The 20401-nt window shown below is 70.0% G+C and carries 21 protein-coding genes; 14 read left to right on the top strand and 7 right to left on the bottom strand.

Going from position 1 to position 20401, the window contains the following annotated elements:
- Position 1: 1 nt before the first annotated feature.
- The 5 genes from ACFWGD_RS09705 to ACFWGD_RS09725 all read left to right on the top strand — a co-directional run bounded on the left by ACFWGD_RS09705 (position 2) and on the right by ACFWGD_RS09725 (position 4908).
- Entirely contained in the window at positions 2-895 is an 894-nt protein-coding gene (locus tag ACFWGD_RS09705; protein ID WP_377778467.1) for a phosphoribosylaminoimidazolesuccinocarboxamide synthase, read from the top strand.
- Positions 892-3012 carry a S9 family peptidase gene (locus ACFWGD_RS09710; protein ID WP_377778468.1) on the top strand — a complete coding sequence of 707 codons (2121 nt, stop codon included), beginning with the start codon at positions 892-894 and terminating at the stop codon, positions 3010-3012. Before ACFWGD_RS09705 ends, ACFWGD_RS09710 begins: the two co-directional genes overlap by 4 nt.
- Positions 3013-3026: 14 nt before the next feature.
- Positions 3027-3635 (top strand): 5,6-dimethylbenzimidazole synthase, encoded by a 609-nt coding sequence (gene bluB, locus ACFWGD_RS09715; protein ID WP_377778531.1) that lies wholly within the window; start codon positions 3027-3029, stop codon positions 3633-3635.
- A gap of 83 nt (positions 3636-3718) precedes the next feature.
- Positions 3719-4420, top strand: a complete 702-nt coding sequence (locus tag ACFWGD_RS09720) for a DUF2334 domain-containing protein (RefSeq protein WP_377778469.1) — start codon at positions 3719-3721, stop codon at positions 4418-4420.
- Positions 4417-4908, top strand: a complete 492-nt coding sequence (locus tag ACFWGD_RS09725) for a glutathione peroxidase (RefSeq protein ID WP_377778470.1) — start codon at positions 4417-4419, stop codon at positions 4906-4908. Before ACFWGD_RS09720 ends, ACFWGD_RS09725 begins: the two co-directional genes overlap by 4 nt.
- Here the strand turns inward: ACFWGD_RS09725 and ACFWGD_RS09730 are convergent.
- A complete protein-coding gene (locus ACFWGD_RS09730; RefSeq protein WP_377778471.1) occupies positions 4883-5611 on the bottom strand; it encodes a CHAP domain-containing protein in 729 nt (242 codons plus the stop codon). The genes ACFWGD_RS09725 and ACFWGD_RS09730 overlap by 26 nt on opposite strands.
- A 109-nt stretch (positions 5612-5720) precedes the next feature.
- On the opposite strand from ACFWGD_RS09730, the gene purS reads away from it, so the two are divergent.
- Genes purS through purL form a run of 3 tightly spaced genes read left to right on the top strand, consistent with a single transcriptional unit; the run spans position 5721 to position 8981 of the window.
- A complete protein-coding gene (gene purS / locus ACFWGD_RS09735) occupies positions 5721-5963 on the top strand; it encodes a phosphoribosylformylglycinamidine synthase subunit PurS (RefSeq protein ID WP_082144605.1) in 243 nt (80 codons plus the stop codon).
- A complete protein-coding gene (gene purQ / locus ACFWGD_RS09740; RefSeq protein ID WP_377778472.1) occupies positions 5960-6631 on the top strand; it encodes a phosphoribosylformylglycinamidine synthase subunit PurQ in 672 nt (223 codons plus the stop codon). The genes purS and purQ overlap by 4 nt, the downstream gene beginning before the upstream one ends.
- Positions 6632-6644: 13 nt before the next feature.
- The gene (purL, locus tag ACFWGD_RS09745; RefSeq protein WP_377778474.1) at positions 6645-8981 is read left to right on the top strand and encodes a phosphoribosylformylglycinamidine synthase subunit PurL; all 2337 of its coding nucleotides are present in this window, start codon (positions 6645-6647) and stop codon (positions 8979-8981) included.
- A 65-nt stretch (positions 8982-9046) separates the two neighbouring features.
- On the opposite strand, the gene ACFWGD_RS09750 is transcribed toward purL, so the two are convergent.
- Positions 9047-9322, bottom strand: coding sequence for a hypothetical protein (locus tag ACFWGD_RS09750; RefSeq protein ID WP_377778475.1), 276 nt, complete (start codon positions 9320-9322; stop codon positions 9047-9049).
- Positions 9323-9521: 199 nt separating this feature from the next.
- Here ACFWGD_RS09750 and ACFWGD_RS09755 point away from each other — a divergent pair, with 199 nt between their 5' ends.
- A complete protein-coding gene (locus ACFWGD_RS09755) occupies positions 9522-10277 on the top strand; it encodes a DsbA family protein (RefSeq protein WP_377778476.1) in 756 nt (251 codons plus the stop codon).
- A 4-nt stretch (positions 10278-10281) separates the two neighbouring features.
- A complete protein-coding gene (locus ACFWGD_RS09760; RefSeq protein WP_377778478.1) occupies positions 10282-11151 on the top strand; it encodes a cytochrome c biogenesis CcdA family protein in 870 nt (289 codons plus the stop codon).
- A 143-nt stretch (positions 11152-11294) separates the two neighbouring features.
- Here ACFWGD_RS09760 and ACFWGD_RS09765 read toward each other — a convergent pair whose 3' ends face one another.
- Entirely contained in the window at positions 11295-13190 is a 1896-nt protein-coding gene (locus ACFWGD_RS09765) for an HNH endonuclease signature motif containing protein (protein WP_377778479.1), read from the bottom strand.
- Positions 13191-13658: 468 nt separating this feature from the next.
- Here ACFWGD_RS09765 and ACFWGD_RS09770 point away from each other — a divergent pair, with 468 nt between their 5' ends.
- Entirely contained in the window at positions 13659-14075 is a 417-nt protein-coding gene (locus ACFWGD_RS09770; RefSeq protein ID WP_377778480.1) for a low molecular weight phosphatase family protein, read from the top strand.
- Here the strand turns inward: ACFWGD_RS09770 and ACFWGD_RS09775 are convergent.
- Complete coding sequence (locus ACFWGD_RS09775; protein WP_377778481.1) at positions 14050-14622, bottom strand: DUF998 domain-containing protein; 573 nt, start codon at positions 14620-14622, stop codon at positions 14050-14052. The two genes, ACFWGD_RS09770 and ACFWGD_RS09775, sit on opposite strands and share 26 nt — an antisense overlap.
- Before the next feature lie 64 nt (positions 14623-14686).
- Positions 14687-15655 carry an acyl-CoA thioesterase gene (locus ACFWGD_RS09780; RefSeq protein WP_377778482.1) on the bottom strand — a complete coding sequence of 323 codons (969 nt, stop codon included), beginning with the start codon at positions 15653-15655 and terminating at the stop codon, positions 14687-14689.
- Between the two features lie 21 nt (positions 15656-15676).
- Here ACFWGD_RS09780 and ACFWGD_RS09785 point away from each other — a divergent pair, with 21 nt between their 5' ends.
- Genes ACFWGD_RS09785 through purM form a run of 3 tightly spaced genes read left to right on the top strand, consistent with a single transcriptional unit; the run spans position 15677 to position 18803 of the window.
- A complete protein-coding gene (locus ACFWGD_RS09785; protein WP_377778483.1) occupies positions 15677-16084 on the top strand; it encodes a sterol carrier family protein in 408 nt (135 codons plus the stop codon).
- A gap of 53 nt (positions 16085-16137) precedes the next feature.
- Positions 16138-17709, top strand: a complete 1572-nt coding sequence (gene purF / locus ACFWGD_RS09790; RefSeq protein WP_377778484.1) for an amidophosphoribosyltransferase — start codon at positions 16138-16140, stop codon at positions 17707-17709.
- 35 nt (positions 17710-17744) lie between these two features.
- Positions 17745-18803, top strand: coding sequence for a phosphoribosylformylglycinamidine cyclo-ligase (gene purM / locus ACFWGD_RS09795; protein WP_377778485.1), 1059 nt, complete (start codon positions 17745-17747; stop codon positions 18801-18803).
- A gap of 85 nt (positions 18804-18888) precedes the next feature.
- Here the strand turns inward: purM and ACFWGD_RS09800 are convergent, their stop codons facing one another.
- Both ACFWGD_RS09800 and ACFWGD_RS09805 read right to left on the bottom strand, forming a co-directional pair.
- Entirely contained in the window at positions 18889-19065 is a 177-nt protein-coding gene (locus ACFWGD_RS09800) for a DUF3073 domain-containing protein (RefSeq protein WP_082719155.1), read from the bottom strand.
- A 218-nt stretch (positions 19066-19283) separates the two neighbouring features.
- Complete coding sequence (locus ACFWGD_RS09805) at positions 19284-20396, bottom strand: YgfZ/GcvT domain-containing protein (RefSeq protein ID WP_377778486.1); 1113 nt, start codon at positions 20394-20396, stop codon at positions 19284-19286.
- Positions 20397-20401: the final 5 nt, after the last annotated feature.

A 20401-nucleotide genomic window follows, 5' to 3' on the forward strand; every position in this document is an offset into this window, starting at 1 on the left:
CATGCGACCCGAACTTTCCGCGTACAGCCACCTGACGGCGGGCAAGGTCCGCGAGATCTACGAAATCGACGACGACACCCTGCTCATGGTCGTCTCCGACCGCATCTCCGCGTACGACCACATCCTGGACACGCCCATCCCGGACAAGGGGCGCGTGCTCACCGCGATGAGCGTCTTCTTCTTCGGGGAGCTCGACTTCCCCAACCACCTCGCCGGCCCCGCCGACGACGAGCGCATCCCGGCCGAGTCGCTGGGCCGCGCGCTGGTGTGCAAGAAGCTGGAGATGCTGCCGTTCGAGTGCGTCGCCCGCGGCTACCTCACCGGCTCCGGCCTGGCGGAGTACCGCGAGTCCGGCACCGTCTGCGGCATCGAGCTGCCGGAAGGCCTCACCGAGGGGTCGAAGCTGCCCGAGCCCATCTTCACCCCGGCCACGAAGGCCGAGATCGGCGACCACGACGAGAACGTGCCGTTCTCCCGCGTCGTCGACGCGCTGGGGGAGGACCGCGCCAACGAGCTGCGCGACGCCACCCTGTCCATCTACTCCCGCGCCGCCGAGCTGGCGCTGGAGCGCGGCATCATCCTGGCCGACACCAAGTTCGAGTTCGGCGTCGGCGCCGACGGCTCCCTGGTGCTCGCCGACGAGGTGCTCACCCCGGACTCCTCCCGCTACTGGCCAGCGGACTCCTACGTGGAGGGCCAGGTCAACCCGTCGTTCGACAAGCAGTTCGTGCGCAACTGGCTGACGTCGGCGAAGTCCGGCTGGGACAAGAACGCCGGCACGCCCCCGCCGCCGCTGCCCGGCGGCGTCGTCGAGGCCACCCGCGAGCGCTACATCGAGGCCTACGAGCGCATCTCCGGCCGCCGGTTCTCCGACTGGATCGGGGACCCCGCGTGACGGATGCCCCCATCGCCGCCCGCCGCCCGCACGTCCGCGCCCACCACGGCCGGGAGTTCGCCGACGACTACGAGTGGTTGCGCGACAAGTCCGACCCGGAGGTCATCGCGCACCTCAATGCGGAAAACGCCCACACCGATGCGATGACCGCCGATCTCGGCGATCTGTCGGAGGCGATCTTCGGCGAGATCAAGTCCCGCGTGCAGGAGACCGACATGTCGGTGCCGGTGCGCTCCGGGGACTGGTGGTACTACTCCCGCACGCTGGAGGGGAAGTCCTACGGCCTGTCGTGCCGCATGCGCGCCGACGGCGACGACTGGACCCCGCCGACCATCCCCGATGCCGCGCCGGGCGAGGCGGTGGAGGGCGAGGAGATCCTCCTCGACCTCAACGAGCTGGCGGAGGGCCACGAGTTCTTCTCCCTCGGCGCCGCCTCCGTCACCGTCGACGGCACGCTGCTGGCGTACTCGACCGACGTCGTCGGCGACGAGCGCTACGAGCTGCGCATCAAGGACCTGCGCACCGGCGAGCTCTACGGCGACGTCATCTCGGGCATCGCCGCGGGCGCGACGTGGGTGGGCTCGGACCACCTCTTCTACCAGCGGCTCGACGAGGCCTGGCGGCCGGATTCGGTGTGGCGCCATACCGTCGGAAAGCCCGCGTCCGAGGACGTCCGTGTCTTCCACGAGCCGGACGAGGCCTACTGGGTCGGCGTCGGCACCACCCGCAGCGAGAAGTACCTGATCTTCGAGGCGGGCTCCAAGATCACGTCGGAGACCTGGTTCCTCGACTGCACCGACCCGACCGCCGAGCCGGCGTGCGTGCGCCCCCGCGAGCGCGGCGTCGAGTACGACGTCGACCACGCGGTCATCGGCGGCGAGGACGTCTGGCTGGTCACCCACAACATGACGGGCCCGAATTTCGCGCTCGGCGCCGTGCCCGTGGGCAGCTTCGATTCGGTCGCCGACCTGCGCGAACTCGTCGCCCACCGCGACGATGTCCGCGTCGAGGGCGTCGATTGCTTCGCCGGCCACCTGGTGCTCGCGTACCGGTCGGGGGGCATCGGCAGGCTCGCGCTGGCGGACTCGCTTGACGACGCCACCGTGGAATTCTCCGAAATGGACTTCCCGGAGGAGCTGTACACCGCCGGTTCGTCGGGCAACCCGGAGTGGGAGGCGCCCGTGCTGCGCTATTCCTACGGGTCGTTCACCACGCCGACGGAGGTGTGGCAGCTCGACGTCGCCACGGGCGAACGCGAGATGCTCAAGCGCCAGCCGGTGCGCGGCGGCTACGAGCCGTCGGAGTACGTGGCCACGCGGCGCTGGGTCACCGCCCGCGATGGCGCGCGGGTGCCGGTGTCGCTGGTGCACCGCGCCGACCTTGATCTGTCGCAGCCGAATCCGCTGCTGCTCTACGGCTACGGGTCCTACGAGGCCCCGATCGACCCCGGGTTCTCCGTCGCGCGCCTGTCGCTGATGGACCGCGGGATGATCTTCGCCATCGCCCACGTCCGCGGCGGCGGCGAAATGGGCCGCGCCTGGTGGGAGCAGGGCCGGGGCCTGACCAAGAAAAACACGTTCACCGACTTCATCGACGTCGCCGACGATCTGCTGGCCGCCGGCATCACCGCCCGCGACCGCATGGTCGCCGACGGCGGCTCGGCCGGCGGCATGCTCATGGGCGCGGTGGCGAACATGGCCGGCGACCGTTTCGCCGGCATCGAGGCCGTGGTGCCCTTCGTCGACCCGCTGACGTCGATGCTCATGCCCGAGCTGCCGCTGACCGTGGTGGAGTGGGACGAGTGGGGCGACCCCTTCCACGAGGAGGAGGTCTACGACTACATGGCCTCCTACGCGCCGTACGAAAACGTCGAGGCGAAGAAGTACCCGCCGATCCTCGCGGTGACCAGCCTCAACGACACCCGCGTGCTGTACGTGGAGCCGGCGAAGTGGATCGCCAAGCTCCGCGAGGTCGCCGGCGGCATCGAGGGCAACGGCCCGTTCCTGCTCAAGACGGAGATGAGCGCCGGCCACGGCGGCGTCTCCGGCCGCTACGCCAAGTGGCGCGAGACCGCGTTCCAGTACGCGTGGCTCCTGCGCGCCGCCGGAGCCGCCTGACCCGAAAGAAGATGATGGACATCTACGAGGCCATCGGCCGCCGCCGCGACGTGCGACGCGAGTTCGATGGCGGCGTCATCGCCGACGACGCGCTGATGCGCATCCTCGGCGCCGGCCACGCCGCGCCGTCGGTGGGGCTGTCGCAGCCGTGGGATTTCCACGTCGTGCGCCGGCCCGAGCGCCTGCGCGCGTTCGCGGACCACGTCGCCGGGTGCCGCGAGCGGTTCGCCGATTCGCTTCCCGACGACCGCCGCGGCACCTTCAACCCCATCCGCATCGAAGGGATCGTGGAGTCGGGCACCGGCATCGTGGTGACGTACGACCCGGACCGCGGCGGCCCCAACATCCTCGGCCGCCACACCATCGACGACACCGGCCTGATGTCGGTGGCCCTGGCCATCCAGAACATGTGGCTCGCCGCGACGGCCGAAGGCGCCGGGATCGGGTGGGTCAGCTTCTACGAGGAAGAGTTCCTGGCGGAGTTCATCGGCGTCGCAAAGCCCGTGCGTCCCGTGGCCTGGCTGTGCCTGGGACCCGTCACCCACCTGGCCGAGGTCCGCGACCTGGAGGCGTTCGGGTGGCGCAAGGGCCTCGAGCTCGACGAGGTCGTGCATTGGGATTGAGTGGCGGGGGATTAGCCCTCCGTTAGCGCGGGCGTCGGGTGGCCGTCACCGGGAATTCACCCCGGGGTGCTTTCCTTGGCCGCATGACCGCCATCTCGCCCGCCCTCGTGGTGTCGGTGTCGGGCATCCGGGATGACCGGCTGCTCGACGCCGCACGTTTCATCGCCGCCCTGGAGTACCGGGGCATCTCGCCGTCCCTGCTGGTCGCCCCGCATTTGGGCGGGGACTGGTCGCTGCGCGATTCGCCGGCGGTGCTGGATTGGGTGCGACGGCGGCGCGACGAGGGCGCCGAGATCCTGCTGGCGGGCTACGACCAGTCCGACCGCGGCCGCCGCGGCGAGTTCGCCGCGCTCGACCCGCACGAGGCCCGGCTGCGGCTGACCGCGGCGACCCGGCAGATGCGGGCGCTGAGCCTGGACACCGACATGTTCGCCCCGCCGCGCTGGCTCATGTCGCCGGGCACGCTGGAGGTGCTGCCGGACCTGGGCTTCCGCATCGCCGCCGACCTCCACGGCGTCCACGACCTGGTCACCGGCGCCACCGACCCCACCCGCGTGCTGGCGGTGGGCGAGGGCTTCGGCGCGGCGCGCTGGTGGCGCCGGGCGATGCGCAACTCCGTCAACCGCGCCATCGCCGACGGCCGACCCATCCGCATCTCGGTGTCGGCGGCGCGGCTGCGCGACGAGAAGGTCCGCCGCGACATCCTGCGGCTGCTGGATCTGGCCATGTCCGCCGGCGTCGCCCCGGCGGGCTATGGCGCGGTGCCCCTACGATGGGCGGCATGAGTTCCCTTTACGACATCCCCGTCACCACCATCGACGGCCGCGAGACCACGCTGGCGGACTGGGCGGGCCACGTGCTGCTCATCGTCAACGTCGCCAGCGAGTGCGGCCTGACGGAGCAGTACCGGGCGCTGCAGGAGCTGCAGGACGAGTTCGCCATGCGCGGCTTCTTCGTGCTCGGCTTCCCCTGCAACCAGTTCGGCGGCCAGGAGCCGGGGGACGAGGGGCAGATCGCCGAGTTCTGCTCCTCGAACTTCGGCGTGACCTTCCCCATGTTCGCCAAGATCGACGTCAACGGCGAGAACGCCCACCCCCTGTATCAGCGGCTGACGCAGGTCGCCGACGCCGACGGCGAGGCCGGGGACGTGGCGTGGAACTTCGAGAAGTTCGTCGTCGACGACGCCGGCGAGATCGTCGGCCGCTTCCGCCCCCGCACCGAGCCCGACGACGACGCCATCGTCGACCTCATCGAGGAGCATCTGCCGGTGTAGCCTCCGGCTGCTCCAGCCGCCCGGTCGCGCCCCAGCCCATGATCCCGCCGCGATTGCGTAGGTTCATGCTGGCCAGGCCGACGCCGCCGAGTTCGTCGCCGCCGACGGTGACCACGTCGCCGTGCACCGCCACCACCATGTTCACGTGGTGGCCCAGCGGCCCGGGGTAGTCGTAGAAGATCAGGTCGCCGATCTGCGGCGAGAACTCCGGGGCGTCCTCCGCCGACACGTAGGCGCCCCGCGCGGCCATGGCGTCGGCGAGTTCGAGGGTGTCGGCGATGAGCCACGCATCGGTCTTCCCCGGCTTCTCGCCGCGCACCGGCAGTCCGGCCTCGTTGAGCACCCACGAGACGAATGCCGCGTCCCACGGCCCCTCCGGATCGGGGGAGGTGTCGCCAAGCGAAGAGTCCCCGCCGTCCTTGGGCCCGACCGTGCTTTCCGACGGCCCGGCCCCCTCGTCGCCCCGCGTGAAGTACCGGGCGCCGCCGGGCTGATCCTCGTGCTGGACGCGGGTGATCTCCACGATTTTCTGCTGGTAAACGGGGCGTTCGGGATCGGGGTCGGGGAAGGTGCCGCCGCGCCACGCCAGCAGGTTGACGGGGCCCCAGAGCGTCATCACGGCACCGAAGGCGAAAACGAGGGCCAGCAGCGCAACCGGCCACGGGGCGGGGCGGAAGCGGCGGGGGCGGTCGGCGTCGGTCATGGGGTCAGGATAGCGGCGGCGGGGGACGGGCCCGCCCCTAGTAGAGTTGTCCGCGGATATGCGTCCCGCGACCAGGCGGGGCTTCCCACCAAACAACAGGAGCACTTACGTGGCGCGTGTAGTTGTCAATGTGATGCCCAAGGCGGAGATCCTCGACCCGCAGGGCCAGGCAGTCCACCGGGCTCTGGGGCGCATCGGCGTCTCCGGCGTGTCCGATGTCCGGCAGGGCAAGCGGTTCGAGCTCGAGGTCGACGATTCCGTGTCCGACGAGGACCTGAACCGCCTGGCGGAAACCCTCCTGGCCAACACGGTCATCGAGGACTTCGAGGTCGTGCGCGGGGAGGGCAAGTGACCGCCAAGATAGGCGTCATCACCTTCCCCGGCACCCTGGATGACGTCGACGCCGCCCGCGCCGTGCGGCTCGCCGGCGCCGAGCCCGTCGACCTCTGGCACGCCGACGCCGACCTGAAGGGCGTCGACGCCGTCGTCGTCCCCGGCGGCTTCTCCTACGGTGACTACCTGCGCAGCGGCGCGATCTCCGCGCTGGCGCCGGTCATGCGCTCGGTCATCGACGCCGCGGGCACGGGCATGCCGGTGCTGGGCATCTGCAACGGCTTCCAGATCCTCACCGAGGCCGGCCTGCTGCCGGGCGCCCTGACCCGCAACGAGGGCCTGCACTTCGTGTGCCGCGACATTCACCTGAAGGTGGAGAACACGGCCACCGCGTGGACGTCGTCGCTGTCCGCCGGCCAGGAGATCCTCATCCCGTCGAAGCACGGCGAGGGCCGCTTCCAGGCCACCCCGGACACCATCGCCGAGCTGGAGGGGGAGGGCCGCGTGGTGTTCCGCTACGCCGACAACCCCAACGGCTCCGTCAACGACATCGCCGGCGTGTGCAGCGCCGATGGCCGCGTCGTGGGCCTCATGCCGCACCCGGAGCACGCCGTCGAGGCGCTGACCGGCCCGTCGCTCGACGGTCTCGAGCTGTTCCTGTCCGCCGTCTCCACCATCGGCGCGTAAAGGGAGGATCGACATGACCGATAATCACGTCAACGTCCACGACGACACCGTCGACAACGCCGCCGTGACCCCGGAGCTGGCCCAGCCCTGGGCCGAGCTGGGCCTGAAGGAGGACGAGTACGGCCGCATCCGCGAGATCCTCGGCCGCCGCCCGACCGACGCGGAGCTGGCCATGTACTCCGTCATGTGGTCGGAGCACTGCTCGTACAAGTCGTCGAAGGTGCACCTGCGCTACTTCGGCGAGACCACCACGGACGCCATGAAGGAGAAGATGCTGGCGGGCATCGGCGAGAACGCCGGCGTCGTCGACATCGGCGACGGCTGGGCCGTCACCTTCAAGGTCGAGTCCCACAACCACCCGTCCTACGTCGAGCCGTACCAGGGTGCGGCGACCGGCGTCGGCGGCATCGTCCGCGACATCATGGCCATGGGCGCCCGCCCGGTCGCCGTGATGGATCAGCTGCGCTTCGGTGCGGCGGATGCCCCGGACACGCAGCGCGTGCTGCCGGGCGTCGTCGCCGGCGTCGGCGGCTACGGCAACTGCCTGGGCCTGCCCAACATCGGCGGCGAGACCGTCTTCGACGAGTCCTACGCCGGCAACCCCCTGGTCAACGCCCTGTGCGTCGGCGTGCTGCCGGTGGAGGACCTCCACCTGGCGTTCGCGTCGGGCACCGGCAACCGCGTGGTGCTCTTCGGTTCGCGCACGGGCCTCGACGGCATCGGCGGCGTGTCGGTGCTGGCCTCGGACACCTTCGAGGAGGGCGCGGAGCGCAAGCTCCCGGCCGTGCAGGTCGGCGACCCGTTCGCCGAGAAGGTGCTCATCGAGTGCTGCCTCGACCTGTACAAGGCCGGCGTCGTCGTCGGCATCCAGGACCTCGGCGGCGCGGGCCTGTCCTGCGCGGTGTCCGAGCTGGCGGCCTCCGGCGACGGCGGCATGAACGTCAACCTGGACAACGTCCACCTGCGCGCCGAGAACATGACCGCCGCGGAGATCCTGTCGTCCGAGTCGCAGGAGCGCATGTGCGCCGTCGTGAAGCCGGAGGACATGGACGAGTTCATGGCCATCTGCGCGAAGTGGGACGTCATCGCGTCCGACATCGGCGAGGTCACCGACGGCACGAACCTGGTGATCACCCACGGCGGCAAGACCGTCGTCGACGCCCCGCCGAAGACCATCGCCGACGAGGGCCCGACCTACCACCGGCCCTACGCCCGCCCCGAGTGGCAGGACGCGCTGCAGCGGGATCCGGAGCTGGCCCGCCCGGCCTCCTCCGAGGACCTGCGCAAGGCCGTGCTCGATCTCGCGGCGTCGCCGGCGCTGTGCTCGCGCGCGCACATCACCGAGCAGTACGACCGCTACGTCCGCGGCAACACCGTCGCCGCCAAGCACGCCGATGCGGGCGTGCTGCGGGTCAACGAGGAGACCGGCCGCGGCGTGGCCATCGCCACCGATGCGTCGGGCCGCTACACCAAGCTCGATCCGCGCACGGGCGCCCGCCTGGCGCTCGCGGAGGCCCACCGCAACGTCTCCGTCACCGGCGCCATGCCGTACGCGGTGTCCAACTGCCTGAACTTCGGTTCGCCGGAGAACCCGGACGCCATGTGGCAGTTCGCCGAGGCCGTCCGCGGCCTGGCCGATGGTGCCGCCGAGCTGGACGTCCCGGTCACGGGCGGCAACGTGTCGTTCTACAACCAGACCGGCGATGAGCCGATCCTGCCGACCCCCGTCATCGCGGTGCTGGGCATCGTCGAGGACGTGGAGAAGGTCATCGGCAACCGCCTCGCCCAGGACGGCGCCGGCGACGAGGTCCTGTACCTCCTCGGCGACACCGCCGATGAGCTGGGCGGGTCGATCTGGCAGCAGGTCGCTCACGGTGCGCTGGGTGGCATGCCCCCGGCCATCGACCTTGCCGACGAGGAGAAGCTCACCGAGTTTTTCCACGGCACCATCGCCGCCCGCGGCTCGCATTTCGCCACCGCGGCGCGCGACCTGTCGGAGGGCGGGCTGTCGCAGGCGGTCGTCGAGGCCGCGGTCCAGTCGGGCGTCGGCATCGAGCTTTCGCTTGACGACGTCTCCGCCGACCCGTTCGTCGCCCTCTTCTCCGAGTCGGCGTCCCGCGCCCTCGTGGCCGTCCGCGAGGCCGACGCCGCCGAGTTGGAGGCCCGCGCCTCCGAGGTGGGCGTGCCGTTCGCGCAGGTCGGCCGCGTGCTGGATGAGCAGGTCATCCGCGTCTCCGGCGGGGACGTCTCCTTCGAGATCCCCGTCTCCGAGGCGGAGTCCGCCTGGCGCGACACCCTGCCGAACCTGTTCGCCCACGCCGCCGGCGCGAACTCGGTGGTCGAGGGGTAGCACCCGAGACCCGCACAAGTGGGGCCGCTCCGATAATGGAGCGGCCCCACTTTCGTGCGCGTGGGTTATGCCGGCGTCGTTCCGCTGATCATGTGGTACGCGGTGAAGATCAGCCAGGATCCGAACATGAGGATCGCCGGCGAGAAGGCCGCGACGACGGCCAGCACGCCGAGCCCGATGCTCTTCGCCCGGATCGCCGCGACCAGCGCGATGACGCCGAGGATTCCGCTGGCCCACCAGTGATACAGCGCGTCGTCGTCGACGAAGAAGCCGAATACGATGGCGATGATGATCGCCGCAGCCGACGCGACCAGCGAGACCGTCCGTGCCGGAGTGTTCATGTGATTGGCCCTTCCAGTTGATTCGCAAGTACAACCTAAGATAGGTGCTAAGGAGAGAATATAAAAGCGTAAAAGTATCAATCTTGCCGGGCGTCCCCCTCGAGGCAGTGTCCGCCCCTCGGATACGGTGGGGGAATTGAAACGGGCCGGGACGTCGTAAAGCAAGGCCCATCCCGTGCGACAGGAAAGTGGAGATCAGATGAGCAACACCGCCACCCCCAGGAGAAAGCCGGCGCCCGGCATGGTGCCCGCCGTCATCGCGCTGGTGGTGGTCGTGCTGCTGATCATCGGCGTCGGCGGCTACATGATGTGGGGCGATTCGGGCTCGAGCACGGCCGCGGGCCCCGCGACGACGACTGCCGCGTCCGGCGAGGGCGGCACCCCCGACGAGGGCCTGAGCTTCCTCGCCCGTCGCGACGAGGGCGACCCCATGGCGATCGGGCCCGTGGACGCGCCGGTCGTGCTGATCAACTACTCCGATTGGCGCTGCCCGTTCTGCGCGAAGTTCGCCCGCGACATCGAGCCGGCGCTGGTGTCGGACTACGTGGAGACCGGGAAGCTGCGCATCGAGTGGCGCGACATGCCCATCTTCGGCGACGAGTCGATGATCGGCGCGCGGGCGGGGCGAGCAGCGGCGGAGCAGGGCAAGTTCCATGAGTTCCACGAGGTCGTCATGGCCGCCGCCCCCGAGCGCGGGCACGCGAACCTGACCGAGCAGACGCTGATGGGCTTCGCCGAGCAGGCGGGCATCCCGGACCTGGAGAAGTTCCGCGGGGACATGACGTCGGAGCGTTTCGACGAGGCCATCAACAAGGATGCCGAGGAGGGCGCGCTGTACGGCGTGAACTCGACGCCGACGTTCATCGTGGGCAAGCGGGCGATCGTCGGTGCCCAGCCTTTGGAGCAGTTCCGCGAGGCCATCGAGTCGCAGCTGCCGGCCGGGGCTGGGGAGTAGCCGCGTGGGAGTCGGTTCGATCGGGTTCGCGGGGGCGTTCCTCGGCGGGTTGTTGTCGCTGCTGAGCCCCTGTTCGGCGTTGCTGCTGCCGTCGTTCTTCGCGTACGCCTTCGACGGCGTGGGCAGGTTGGCGCAGCGTACCGCCGTGTTTTACCTGGGCATGGTCCTGGTGCTCGTGCCGGTGGGCGCGGGCGTCGGGGCCGTCGGGTCGTTGCTGACCATTCATCGGGGGACGGTGACGCTCATCGCCGGCCTCGTGGTCATTGCCTTGGGCATGTTCACGGCGCTGGGTGGCGGGTTCAGCGTCGGCGGGAGCGCGGGGCGCAGTGCGACGGCTCGGGGGACGGGCGTGCTCAACGTCTTCGTGCTCGGCGCGGTCTACGGATTGGCGGGGTTCTGCTCGGGGCCGTTGTTGGGTGCGATTCTGACGGTCGCGTTGGCCGGTGGTTCGGCCGTCGTGGGCGGTGCGCTGATGGCGGTGTATTCGTTGGGCATGGTGGCGCCGTTGTTGGTGCTGGCGGTGTTGTGGGAGAAGTTCGATCTTGGGTCCCGGTCCTGGCTGCGCCCGCGCACGGTGAAGCTCGGCCCGGTGCGCACGAATTCCCTGTCCCTCCTCGCGGGCATCGTGCTCGTGGTGTTGGGCCTGCTTTTCCTGGTCACCGGCGGCACCGCCGGGCTGGGCGGTGCGACGACGGTGGATCAGCAGTTCGCGTTGCAGCAGTGGTTGTCCGAGGTGTCCGGCGCCGTGTCGGATGCGTGGCTGCTCCTCGGAATTCTCCTCATCGTTGCCGTTGGGTTGGTCGTGTACCTGTTCCGCGCTCGCCGTTCGGGGGACGGGCGGACGGAAAACTCCGCCGCCGCGTCCTCCGAATAGCTTTCTTCGTGGGGCCGACCCGAGGAAGGGGACGGGCCGCTGAGGGGGCCGGCCCGGTTTTCTGGAACCGGGCGGGGGCCGGGCAGATGCTCTCGTGCCCGTCGGAGGTCCCGTTGAAAGGAAAAGGTCGGGAACTGGGGGAATCAGAACGGAACCGTCGGGTCGGGGCCCAGCGGGTCCGGCGGCTCCGGCCGCATCGTCGGGTCCGCATCGATCGACGCACGGCGGATCCACGTTAAGCAGTTCTCCGACCAGCCCCGCCTACTGCCGGCGCGCTGCGGTGAGACTCCCCAGAATGCGTCGGCCTCCGGATTCTCATCGGCCAACCATCCAAATCGTGCCCCGGACTCGTCGCGTGCCTTCTCATCGGGCACTCCGGATTCGCCCCGTCGTCGGGATTGGTTGGTCCGCCCCGATGATCGGGCCTCCCACCCCGGATCCCACACGGGATCCTCGACTGCCGGCCATCCGTCATCGGCGGCGTCGGCCAGGCACCGTGCCTCTTCGGCGACCTCCCTGTCCGGGTCATTGAGGGGGCCGGCGGTGAACTCGGCAAGTGCCCTCTCATAGTCCGCGGTGGCCTTCGCATGCGCGGCCAGCGCCTCGGCAATCTCTGCTCGGTGCATCGCCTCAGCCGCCTCAGCTTCGGCCCGCATCCGCTGTGCATTGGCGCCGCGGATGGTTTTGGACAGTCGGGTGGCGCGCTGATCGAAGGTCTGCCGCTTGATGTGCGCGATCGGCCCATGGGGCACCGAGGTGGCGAAGGCGGCACCGGTGTGGTCGAACCAGTCGACGGAACCGTCGTCGTTCATCACCGCGTTCCAGTGTCGGCTGGTTTTCAAGTTGTGGTGGTGCTGGCACAGGCACTGCAGATTCCACGTCGCCGTCACGCCGAGCAGGTTGGAAGTGTCGCCGGCGATGAACGCAGCACCAGCAGCTCCACCAGCGGCATCTCCCTCACAGGTTCCGCCACCGATGACCATCCCCGGTGCACCCTTCATGGCGTCGGGGTCGTAGTTGATGACGTGGTCGATCTGGCACCTGTGCGCCGGCACATCACACCCAGGGAACCGGCACCCGCCATCGCGGGCACGCACCCTCGCCTTCTGCGCATCCGAGGGCACGTAGCCATCGACCTGGGAGTCCGCGGACAGGCGAACGTCATCGCAGCGCTCGAGCCATTGCTTGGTCAGGTACTTGGGCAGCCAGCCGGCGCCGTCGAGCCACAAGCGCAGCTCGCCATCATCGGCGCCTGCGTCGGTGTAGACGTTCATGGTGACCTTCGCCCCGGCGAAATCACCGCGCGACATGGCCATCAAGGCGTCGGCGAGAGTGCAATCGACGCCTGCCTTGATCTTCGCGTCGCGGATGGCGCGGACGGTGGCCTCGAACTCGGCCATGCGGTCCTGGCGCAGACACACCTCCATCGCCCCGAAGTCGCACGGGTAGTCATTGACGATGGTCACCTTCTCCGCCTCCAGGGCCTTCTTCTCCTCCTCATCGGGAGGTGTGGAGATGGGTTCGACTGCCTCGATCATGGCGCGGAGCTTGCGCATGAAGTTCTTCTGGCCCGGCAGTGCCTGAAACTCCTTGTTGGGGATCAGGTACTCGAGGATCAGCTTTTCGACGTCGGCGAGGTGCTCGTCGGAGACGGCGATGGTGGCATCGGCGATCTTCGCCAGGCGTTCCAGGGGCAGTGCCCCGGAGTAGGCGAAGTCGAGGATGCGGGGCATGTGGGCGAGCATGGTGCCGACGTCGCAGTAGATCTCCGCCCAGTACGGTGTGACACCGAGGCGGGTGGCGATGGAGGCGATGTGGGAGTCGACGTCGGCACCGCCGTCGGGTGTGGCGGCGATGGCGGCGTCGATGTTGGCGATATTGCGGGCCCTCCCCGTGGTGGCGACGGGTTCATCGCGTTCGGTGACCCACCGCTTGCGGGGAGGAGGCGGCTCGGATGGCCGTTGCCTGTTCTGCTCGTGTTGGTTGTGGTGGTGGTCCGGATCGTCGTGCTCTTCGGCTGCGTCATGGTCGAAAGCCATGAAGATTCCCCCGGGAATGCGAGTACGGATCGAAAGTGGATCTACGTGTGATCGCTGGTGCTGATCTGCCCTGACGCGGAACCAAACCCCCGGCCCCGCCCCTATGTCTTGCTGTACTGCCTTGCTTCACCATTGATCATACACCCGTTCGAGCGATCGAAGGTGAACGGGAGGTGACGGTTTGGCAACTTTTAGCAGCGCAAACGGGACATAATCCCACCTGGCGCCGTACAATGTTCCATCCCGTGAGGTCGAACGTAAGCGCTACTTTGGGCGTTTCTGTGCGGTCGACTGTGGGGTCGGCTGCATGCAGCACGGCATGCAGCACGGCATGCAGCACGGCACGCAGCACGGCACACCGCACCCGCAGGCCGCACGGCCGGGCACGGGATCGTCGTCAAGCACAGGCAGTGCGGCACCGGCACGTATCCTTGGCGGGCCCCATCCCACGAGCGAAAGCGACGATCGATGACCGACAAGCCCACCGTCTACTTCCTGTGCAACACCAACGGCGGCAAGTCGCAGATGGCCGAGGCCATCCTGCGCCTGCGCGCCGGTGAAGCGGGCCGGGACATCGAGGTCCTCTCCGCGGGCCGCACGCCCGCCGACGCCATCAACGCCGGCTCCGCCGCCTCCGTCGCCGGCATCGGCGCCGACATGTCCGCCGGCACGCCCGCCGCCATCGACGGCGACGTCATGCGCTCCGCCGACCGCGTCATCGTCGTCGGCGGCGCGGACATTCCCGCCCACGACGGCATGAAGGCCACCATCGAGCGCTGGGACGTCGACGAGCCCAGCCGCCGCGGCATCGAGGGCGAGGAGCGGATGGACATGATCCGCGACGAGATCGACGGGCGGGTCAGGAAGCTTCTCGACGAACTGTGACCGCCCCCGCGGCCACCACCACCGCCACGGCCGCCACGGCCAGCGACAACCGCTGCCACAGGCCCAGCCACAGGTTCGGGCCACCGATCTCGTGGAGCCCCGACGTCACCGCCACCGCGGCCAGAAGCACCAGGAACACGGCGGCCAGCACCCGCCGTCCCAGCACCCACAGGCCGACGCCGACCAGCGCCATCCCGGCGGCGGCCGTCGACGAACAGATCGAATGGGCCAGCACGGCGGACTTGTCCGCCTCCGACAATGCCGCCGACGCCCCCGGCCCGACGGTGGTCACCGTGGGCATGCGGAAGATCGAATCCGCCACCGTCGCCCCGCCCCACAGCACCAGGCCGGCGGGCACGAGCAGGCGGCGCCACACGGCGGCGATGACCAGGCCGATCACCGCCAGCAGCGTCCCCGACACCGTGTCCAGGCGCGCGAACAGATCCCCGTGCGGCTCGGTGCGCGCGGCCAGCTCGGAGGCGTAGGACCGCAGCGGATCCACCCCGTTGGGCAGGAACCACTCCAGCACCCACCCCGAATACACCACTGCCGCGACTATGGAGAGGGCGATTGCGGCGGCGCGGGCCGTCGTCAAGCGGGAACCGGACAACCTAGACCCGGCCCAACGGACCGACCAGCGGCAGGGGCTGGTAGGCGTCGCGGAGTTCCTTCAGCGACAGGTCATGGGCGTGGAGGCGCTTGTCCTCGTCCGTCGTCGGCTGGAAATGGGGGACGGGCTGCGGCTTGAAATCATCGTCGATGGCCACGTACGTCATCGACGAATGCAGCGCCAGCTCCAGGCCACCGCGGCCCTTGCGCGGCTCGCCCGAATGGACGTGGACGCTCATGTGCATCGACGTGTTGCCCGTGCGCAGGATCCGCGCCCGGACCTCGACCAGATCGCCGATGTGGATGGGCTTGTAGAACCGCACGCCGCCCGCGTACACCGCGATGGTCTGGCGGCCGGCCCAGTTCATGGAGCACGCCGACGCGGCCTCGTCGATCCACTCCATCGCCGTGCCGCCGTGGACGTTGCCGCCCCAGTTGACGTCGGACGGCTTGGCCAGGAAGCGCGTGACCAGCTCCGGCGCCGACGACTCCGCGGTGTACACCTGGGCGCGCATGGCGGCCTCGATGTCGCGGCGCAGGTCGAAGCGGGAAATGGCCGCCTCCTTGATGCGCTCTTCCTCGTCGGTCGTCGGCTCCCACATGGGCACCGGCGTCGGCTTCCGGTTCTCGTCCATGGCCACGAAAATGACCAGGCAGTCGGCGGCGCGCGTGAACTCGCCCTCGCGCGGGTCGCGGGACAGCACCTCGTTGACGATGTGCATCGACGTCCGCCCCGTGTACGCGATCTTCGAGCGGACCTCGACGATGTGGCCCGACGGGATCGGGCGGTCGAAGTGGATGTGGCCGAAGTAGGCGGTCACGCAATACTGGCCGGACCAGCCGGTGGCGCAGGCGTAGGCCGCCTTGTCGATCCATTGCAGCACGCGGCCGCCGTGGACGCTGTTGGAGCCGGCCATGAGCACGTCCGTGGGCGCGGCGAGGAAGCGGAGGGTCACCGAAGGCGAAGGCATGGCGTCAACCATAATGCGGGCATGTCCAAGAAGGTCGATGCAGTCGAGTTGAGGGCCGCGATGGCCGCAGTGGAGGGCTGGTTGCTTGACGACGCCCCGGCGTCCCCGCGCCCCGCCCGCGCCCAGGTGGCCGCGGCCGTGCGCCTGTCCGCCCGCATGCTCGCCGACGAAGCGCCCGGGCACAGCGTGGAGCTGCGCGTGCCCCCGTTCGTGGCGGTGCAGTGCATCGAGGGGCCGCGGCACACCCGCGGGACGCCGCCCAACGTCGTCGAGGTGACGCCGCGGACGTGGCTGCGATTGGCGCTCGGCCTGGTCGGATTCGACGAGGCGGCGCGGCGGGCGGGGGAGGAGCCCGGCGAATCGATGGACGTCTCGGGCACCCGCGCGGGGGAGCTGGCCGGGCACCTGCCCGTGTGCCGTTTGGGGTGAGCGGGCCCGGCCGGTTTGGCCCGGGGCCCGGCGGCGCGACTATCCTTGTCCGCGTGGCCGATACCCTGAACTACGGTTCCCCCGCCCCGGCGTCATCCCCGTCACCAGCCTCCCCGCTCGACGATCTCGGGGAGCAGCAGCCCCGCGAAGAGTGCGGAGTGTTCGGCGTCTGGGCGCCCGGCGAAGACGTCTCCAAGCTCACCTACTACGGGCTGTTCGCGCTGCAGCACCGCGGCCAGGAGGCCGCCGGCATCGCGGTGGGCGACGGCGACCAGATCCTGGTCTTCAAGGATCTCGGCCTGGTGTCGCAGGTCTTCGACGAGCAGTCGCTCGACGCCCTCAAGGGGCACATCGCGGTGGGGCACACGCGGTACACCACGGCCGGTTCGCCGTCGTGGGAGAACGCCCAGCCCATGTTCCGCATGGCGCCGGACGGCACCGACATCGCCCTGGGGCACAACGGCAACCTGATCAACCACGTCGCGCTGGCGGAGGAAGCCGCCGGGCTGGGGCTGGTCGACATCTCCGACCACCTGCCCAGCGACTCCGACATCATGTGCGCCCTGCTGGCCCACGAGACCGGGCTGGTGGCCGAGGAGCGCCGCGACGACGAAAACGTGGCGCACACCGACACCACCGTCGAGGCCGCGGCGACGCGCCTGCTGCCGCGGCTGGAGGGCGCGTTCTGCCTGACCTTCACCGACGGCGAGACCCTCTACGCCGCCCGCGACCGGCACGGCGTGCGCCCGCTGGTGCTGGGCCGGCTGGCCAACGGCTGGGTCGTGGCGTCGGAGACCTGCGCGCTCGACATCGTCGGCGCGTCCTTCGTGCGCGAGATCGAACCGGGCGAGCTGGTGGCCATCGACGCCTCCGGCGTGCGCTCCAGCCGCTTCGCCGATGTCGCGCACAAGGGCTGCATCTTCGAGTACGTCTACCTCGCCCGCCCGGACTCCGTCATCCGCGGTCGCTCCGTCAACGCGGTGCGCCTGGAGCTGGGCCGCCAGCTGGCCCGCGAGTTCCCGGCGGAGGGCGACCTGGTCATCCCGGTGCCGGAGTCCGGCACCCCGGCTGCGGTCGGCTACGCGCAGGAGTCGGGCATCCCCTTCGGGCAGGGCCTGACCAAGAACGCCTACGTCGGCCGCACGTTCATCCAGCCGTCGCAGACCATCCGGCAGTTGGGCATCCGGTTGAAGCTCAACCCGCTCAAGGAGGTCATCGCCGGCAAGCGCCTGGTCATCGTCGACGACTCCATCGTCCGCGGCAACACCCAGCGCGCGCTGATCCGCATGCTGCGCGAGGCCGGCGCGGCGGAGGTGCACGTGCGCATCGCGTCGCCGCCGGTGAAGTGGCCGTGCTTCTACGGCATCGACTTCGCCTCGCCGGGCGAGCTCATCGCCAACGGGCTGCCGGAGGAGGACGTGGTCGACGGCATCGCCACGGCCATCGGCGCCGATACGCTGGGCTTCGTGTCCGTCGAGGGCATGACCGAGGCCTCCGAGCAGGCCCCCGCGGACCTGTGCCGCGCCTGCTTCGACGGCAAGTACCCGCTGGGGCTGCCCGACGGCGACGCCAACGCGGAGGCCGTGGCGCGCATGCAGGCGGCTACGCTAAACGGCGGATCCTAGAAATTCACACGACAAGCGGGAGACGAGAAGCGGACATGACCGACAACCAGAACACCGGCGCGTCCTACGCCGCAGCGGGCGTGGACATCGAGGCGGGCGATCGCGCCGTCGAGCTGTTCGCCCCCATCGCCAAGAAGGCGACGCGGCCGGAGGTGCGCGGCGGGCTCGGCGGGTTCGCCGGACTCTTCGCGCTCGGCGAGTACAAGAAGCCGCTGCTGGCCGCCGCCTCCGACGGCGTCGGCACGAAGCTGGCCGTGGCCCAGGCGATGGGCAAGCACGACACCATCGGCCGCGACCTGGTGGCCATGGTCGTCGACGACCTGGTGGTCTGCGGCGCGGAGCCGCTGTTCCTGCAGGATTACATCGCCATCGGCAAGGTCGTGCCCGAGCACGTCGCGCAGATCGTCGCCGGCATCGCCGAGGGCTGCATCGACGCCGGCTGCGCCCTGTTGGGCGGCGAGACCGCCGAGCACCCGGGCGTCATGGAGCCCGACGAGTACGACGTCTCCGCCACCGGCGTCGGCGTCGTCGAGGAGGACAAGGTCCTCGGCCCCGACCGCGTGCGCGAGGGCGACGTCATCATCGCCATGGCGTCGTCCGGCCTGCACTCCAACGGCTACTCGCTGGCCCGCCACGTCCTGCTCGAGCACGCCGGACTGCCGCTGGACGAGCACATGGAGGACTTCGGCCGCACCCTCGGCGAGGAGCTGCTCGAGCCGACCCGCATCTACGCCAAGGATTGCCTGGCGCTGATGGCGGAGTCGGAGGTCCGCACCTTCTGCCACGTCACCGGCGGCGGCCTGGCGGGCAACATGGCCCGCATCATGCCCGAGGGCCTGGTCGCCGACATGGACCGCGCCACCTGGACGCCGGGCCCGATCTTCCGCACCATCGCCGAGCTGGGCCGCGTGTCCCGCGAGGAGATGGAGAAGACGTTCAACATGGGCGTCGGCATGGTCGCCATCGTCGCCCCGGAGGACCGCGACCGCGCCCTGGCCATGCTCACCGCCCGCCACATCGGCGCGTGGGAGCTCGGCGTCGTCCGCGCGGGCGAGGATCGCGCCACCCTGCGCGGCGACCACCCGCGCTTCTAGGCCCCGAAAGCCCCGAAAAGGGGGCGGGCCCGGCCAATCGGCCGGGGCCCGCCCCCTTTTCGCTACTGATGAAACGCTGGCTGCATCAACGGCTGTCGCCGCTGTTCCAGTCCTCCCAGTCGGAGTAGTCATCGTAAGCGCCGTCGTCGTCCGACTTGCTCACGAGCTCCCGCTGGAGCCGCTCCAGATCCATATCCGGAGTATCGTACTTCAGCTGACGAGCAACCTTCGCCTGCTTTGCCTTGGCACGGCCGCGACCCATGGCCTGACCCCCTTGTTTAGGTCGGGGCGCGGCACGGGGATTCGGCCGCCCCTCCATCATCTAATGCGTCAATTCCTGGTTGACACCATAGCCCATCCGGGGGCGCGACGTTGACGCCCACCCGGCAAGTCATGCCGCAGCGGCGGGGCGCACCAGGGGGCGGGGGCCCTGACCTGGGCTTAGGGAGGCGAAAGTGATGTGGAACCGTTATCCGCGAATCACCGACCCCGGAGCTTGTCGACGGCCGCCCGCCCCGGGCGCACCGAATCATCCCGATCCACCGTCGACGGGTCCACCGCGACGGCGACGCCGCCGGCCGTGAGCTCCACGCCCACCTGCGACGACCTCTTGACCAGCGCCAGCGCGATGGGGCCGTACTCGTGGTGGTCGACGACGGTGCCCACCCGGCCGACGGTGCGCTTGCTGGCGACGACGGCGTCGCCGGGTTCGGGCAGGGCGGAATCCGAGCCGTCGACGTGCAGCAGCACCAGGGTGCGCGGCGGCCGCCCCAGGTTGTGGACGCGCGAGACCGTCTCCTGGCCGCGGTAGCAGCCCTTCTCCAGGTGGACGGCGGGGCCGATCCACGCCGGGGACTCGTGGGGGATCATCTTCTCGTCGATGTCCAGGCCCGGCTCCGGGTGCAGCGAGGCCACGCGCTCGGCCTCCCACGCCATCAGGCCGGTCGGCTTCGCGCCGGCGTCGACCAGGCGGTCCCAGGCGGCGGGGAGGCCATCGCGGGCGACGAACACGTCGCGGGCGCCCGCCGCCGGCCACGTCGCACCGCGCACCGGGGTGCCGTCTTCGGCGACCGCCACGGCGCCGGCACCGGGATCGGGCAGGCCGGCGGCGGCCAGGACGTCTCCGGCGGCGGGGCCGAGGACCGAGAGGATCGCCAGATCCGCATGTTCCACGGAGACGTCGGAGCGGAAGATCATCATGGTCAAAAACCGGTGGAGGGACTCCGCGCCGAGCACGGAGACGTCGACAAGCACCTCATCCTCCAGCACCGCAATGCCCATGTGGTGCAGGACCCGGCCCTGCGGGTCCAGATCCAGCGCCTCGGAGGCGAAGCCCGGGAGGGCGTCGTCGAGCTTCTGGGAAAACAGCGTGTTCAGCCACTCCAGGCGATCCGGGCCCGACACCCGCAGCACGCGGCGGTGCGATCGGTCCACGAGCGCGGCGGAATCGTGGATCGCCCGCTGCTCGACCAGGGGCGAGCCGTAATGCCACGCGACGCCCGCCCGCCCACCGGGATCCCCCTCCGGGACGGCGACCGCCCCGGGAACGTGATGGACGATCGGACTGAACTCATCGAAGGTCACGGCGCCCATGGTAA

It is taken from the genome of Corynebacterium sp. NPDC060344 (assembly GCF_042725215.1).
Lineage (GTDB): Bacteria > Actinomycetota > Actinomycetes > Mycobacteriales > Mycobacteriaceae > Corynebacterium.

Bases quoted from the DNA above. Each gene is read 5' to 3' on its own strand.
- ACFWGD_RS09780 (WP_377778482.1), bottom strand. From the start codon at position 15,655: ATGCCTTCGCCTTCGGTGACCCTCCGCTTCCTCGCCGCGCCCACGGAC.
- bluB (WP_377778531.1), top strand. From the start codon at position 3,027: ATGGACATCTACGAGGCCATCGGCCGCCGCCGCGACGTGCGACGCGAG.
- ACFWGD_RS09800 (WP_082719155.1), bottom strand. From the start codon at position 19,065: ATGGGTCGCGGCCGTGCCAAGGCAAAGCAGGCGAAGGTTGCTCGTCAG.
- ACFWGD_RS09725 (WP_377778470.1), top strand. From the start codon at position 4,417: ATGAGTTCCCTTTACGACATCCCCGTCACCACCATCGACGGCCGCGAG.
- ACFWGD_RS09755 (WP_377778476.1), top strand. From the start codon at position 9,522: ATGAGCAACACCGCCACCCCCAGGAGAAAGCCGGCGCCCGGCATGGTG.
- ACFWGD_RS09785 (WP_377778483.1), top strand. From the start codon at position 15,677: ATGTCCAAGAAGGTCGATGCAGTCGAGTTGAGGGCCGCGATGGCCGCA.
- purL (WP_377778474.1), top strand. From the start codon at position 6,645: ATGACCGATAATCACGTCAACGTCCACGACGACACCGTCGACAACGCC.
- ACFWGD_RS09765 (WP_377778479.1), bottom strand. From the start codon at position 13,190: ATGGCTTTCGACCATGACGCAGCCGAAGAGCACGACGATCCGGACCAC.
- ACFWGD_RS09770 (WP_377778480.1), top strand. From the start codon at position 13,659: ATGACCGACAAGCCCACCGTCTACTTCCTGTGCAACACCAACGGCGGC.
- ACFWGD_RS09805 (WP_377778486.1), bottom strand. From the start codon at position 20,396: ATGGGCGCCGTGACCTTCGATGAGTTCAGTCCGATCGTCCATCACGTT.
- ACFWGD_RS09705 (WP_377778467.1), top strand. From the start codon at position 2: ATGCGACCCGAACTTTCCGCGTACAGCCACCTGACGGCGGGCAAGGTC.
- ACFWGD_RS09720 (WP_377778469.1), top strand. From the start codon at position 3,719: ATGACCGCCATCTCGCCCGCCCTCGTGGTGTCGGTGTCGGGCATCCGG.
- ACFWGD_RS09730 (WP_377778471.1), bottom strand. From the start codon at position 5,611: ATGACCGACGCCGACCGCCCCCGCCGCTTCCGCCCCGCCCCGTGGCCG.
- ACFWGD_RS09750 (WP_377778475.1), bottom strand. From the start codon at position 9,322: ATGAACACTCCGGCACGGACGGTCTCGCTGGTCGCGTCGGCTGCGGCG.
- purM (WP_377778485.1), top strand. From the start codon at position 17,745: ATGACCGACAACCAGAACACCGGCGCGTCCTACGCCGCAGCGGGCGTG.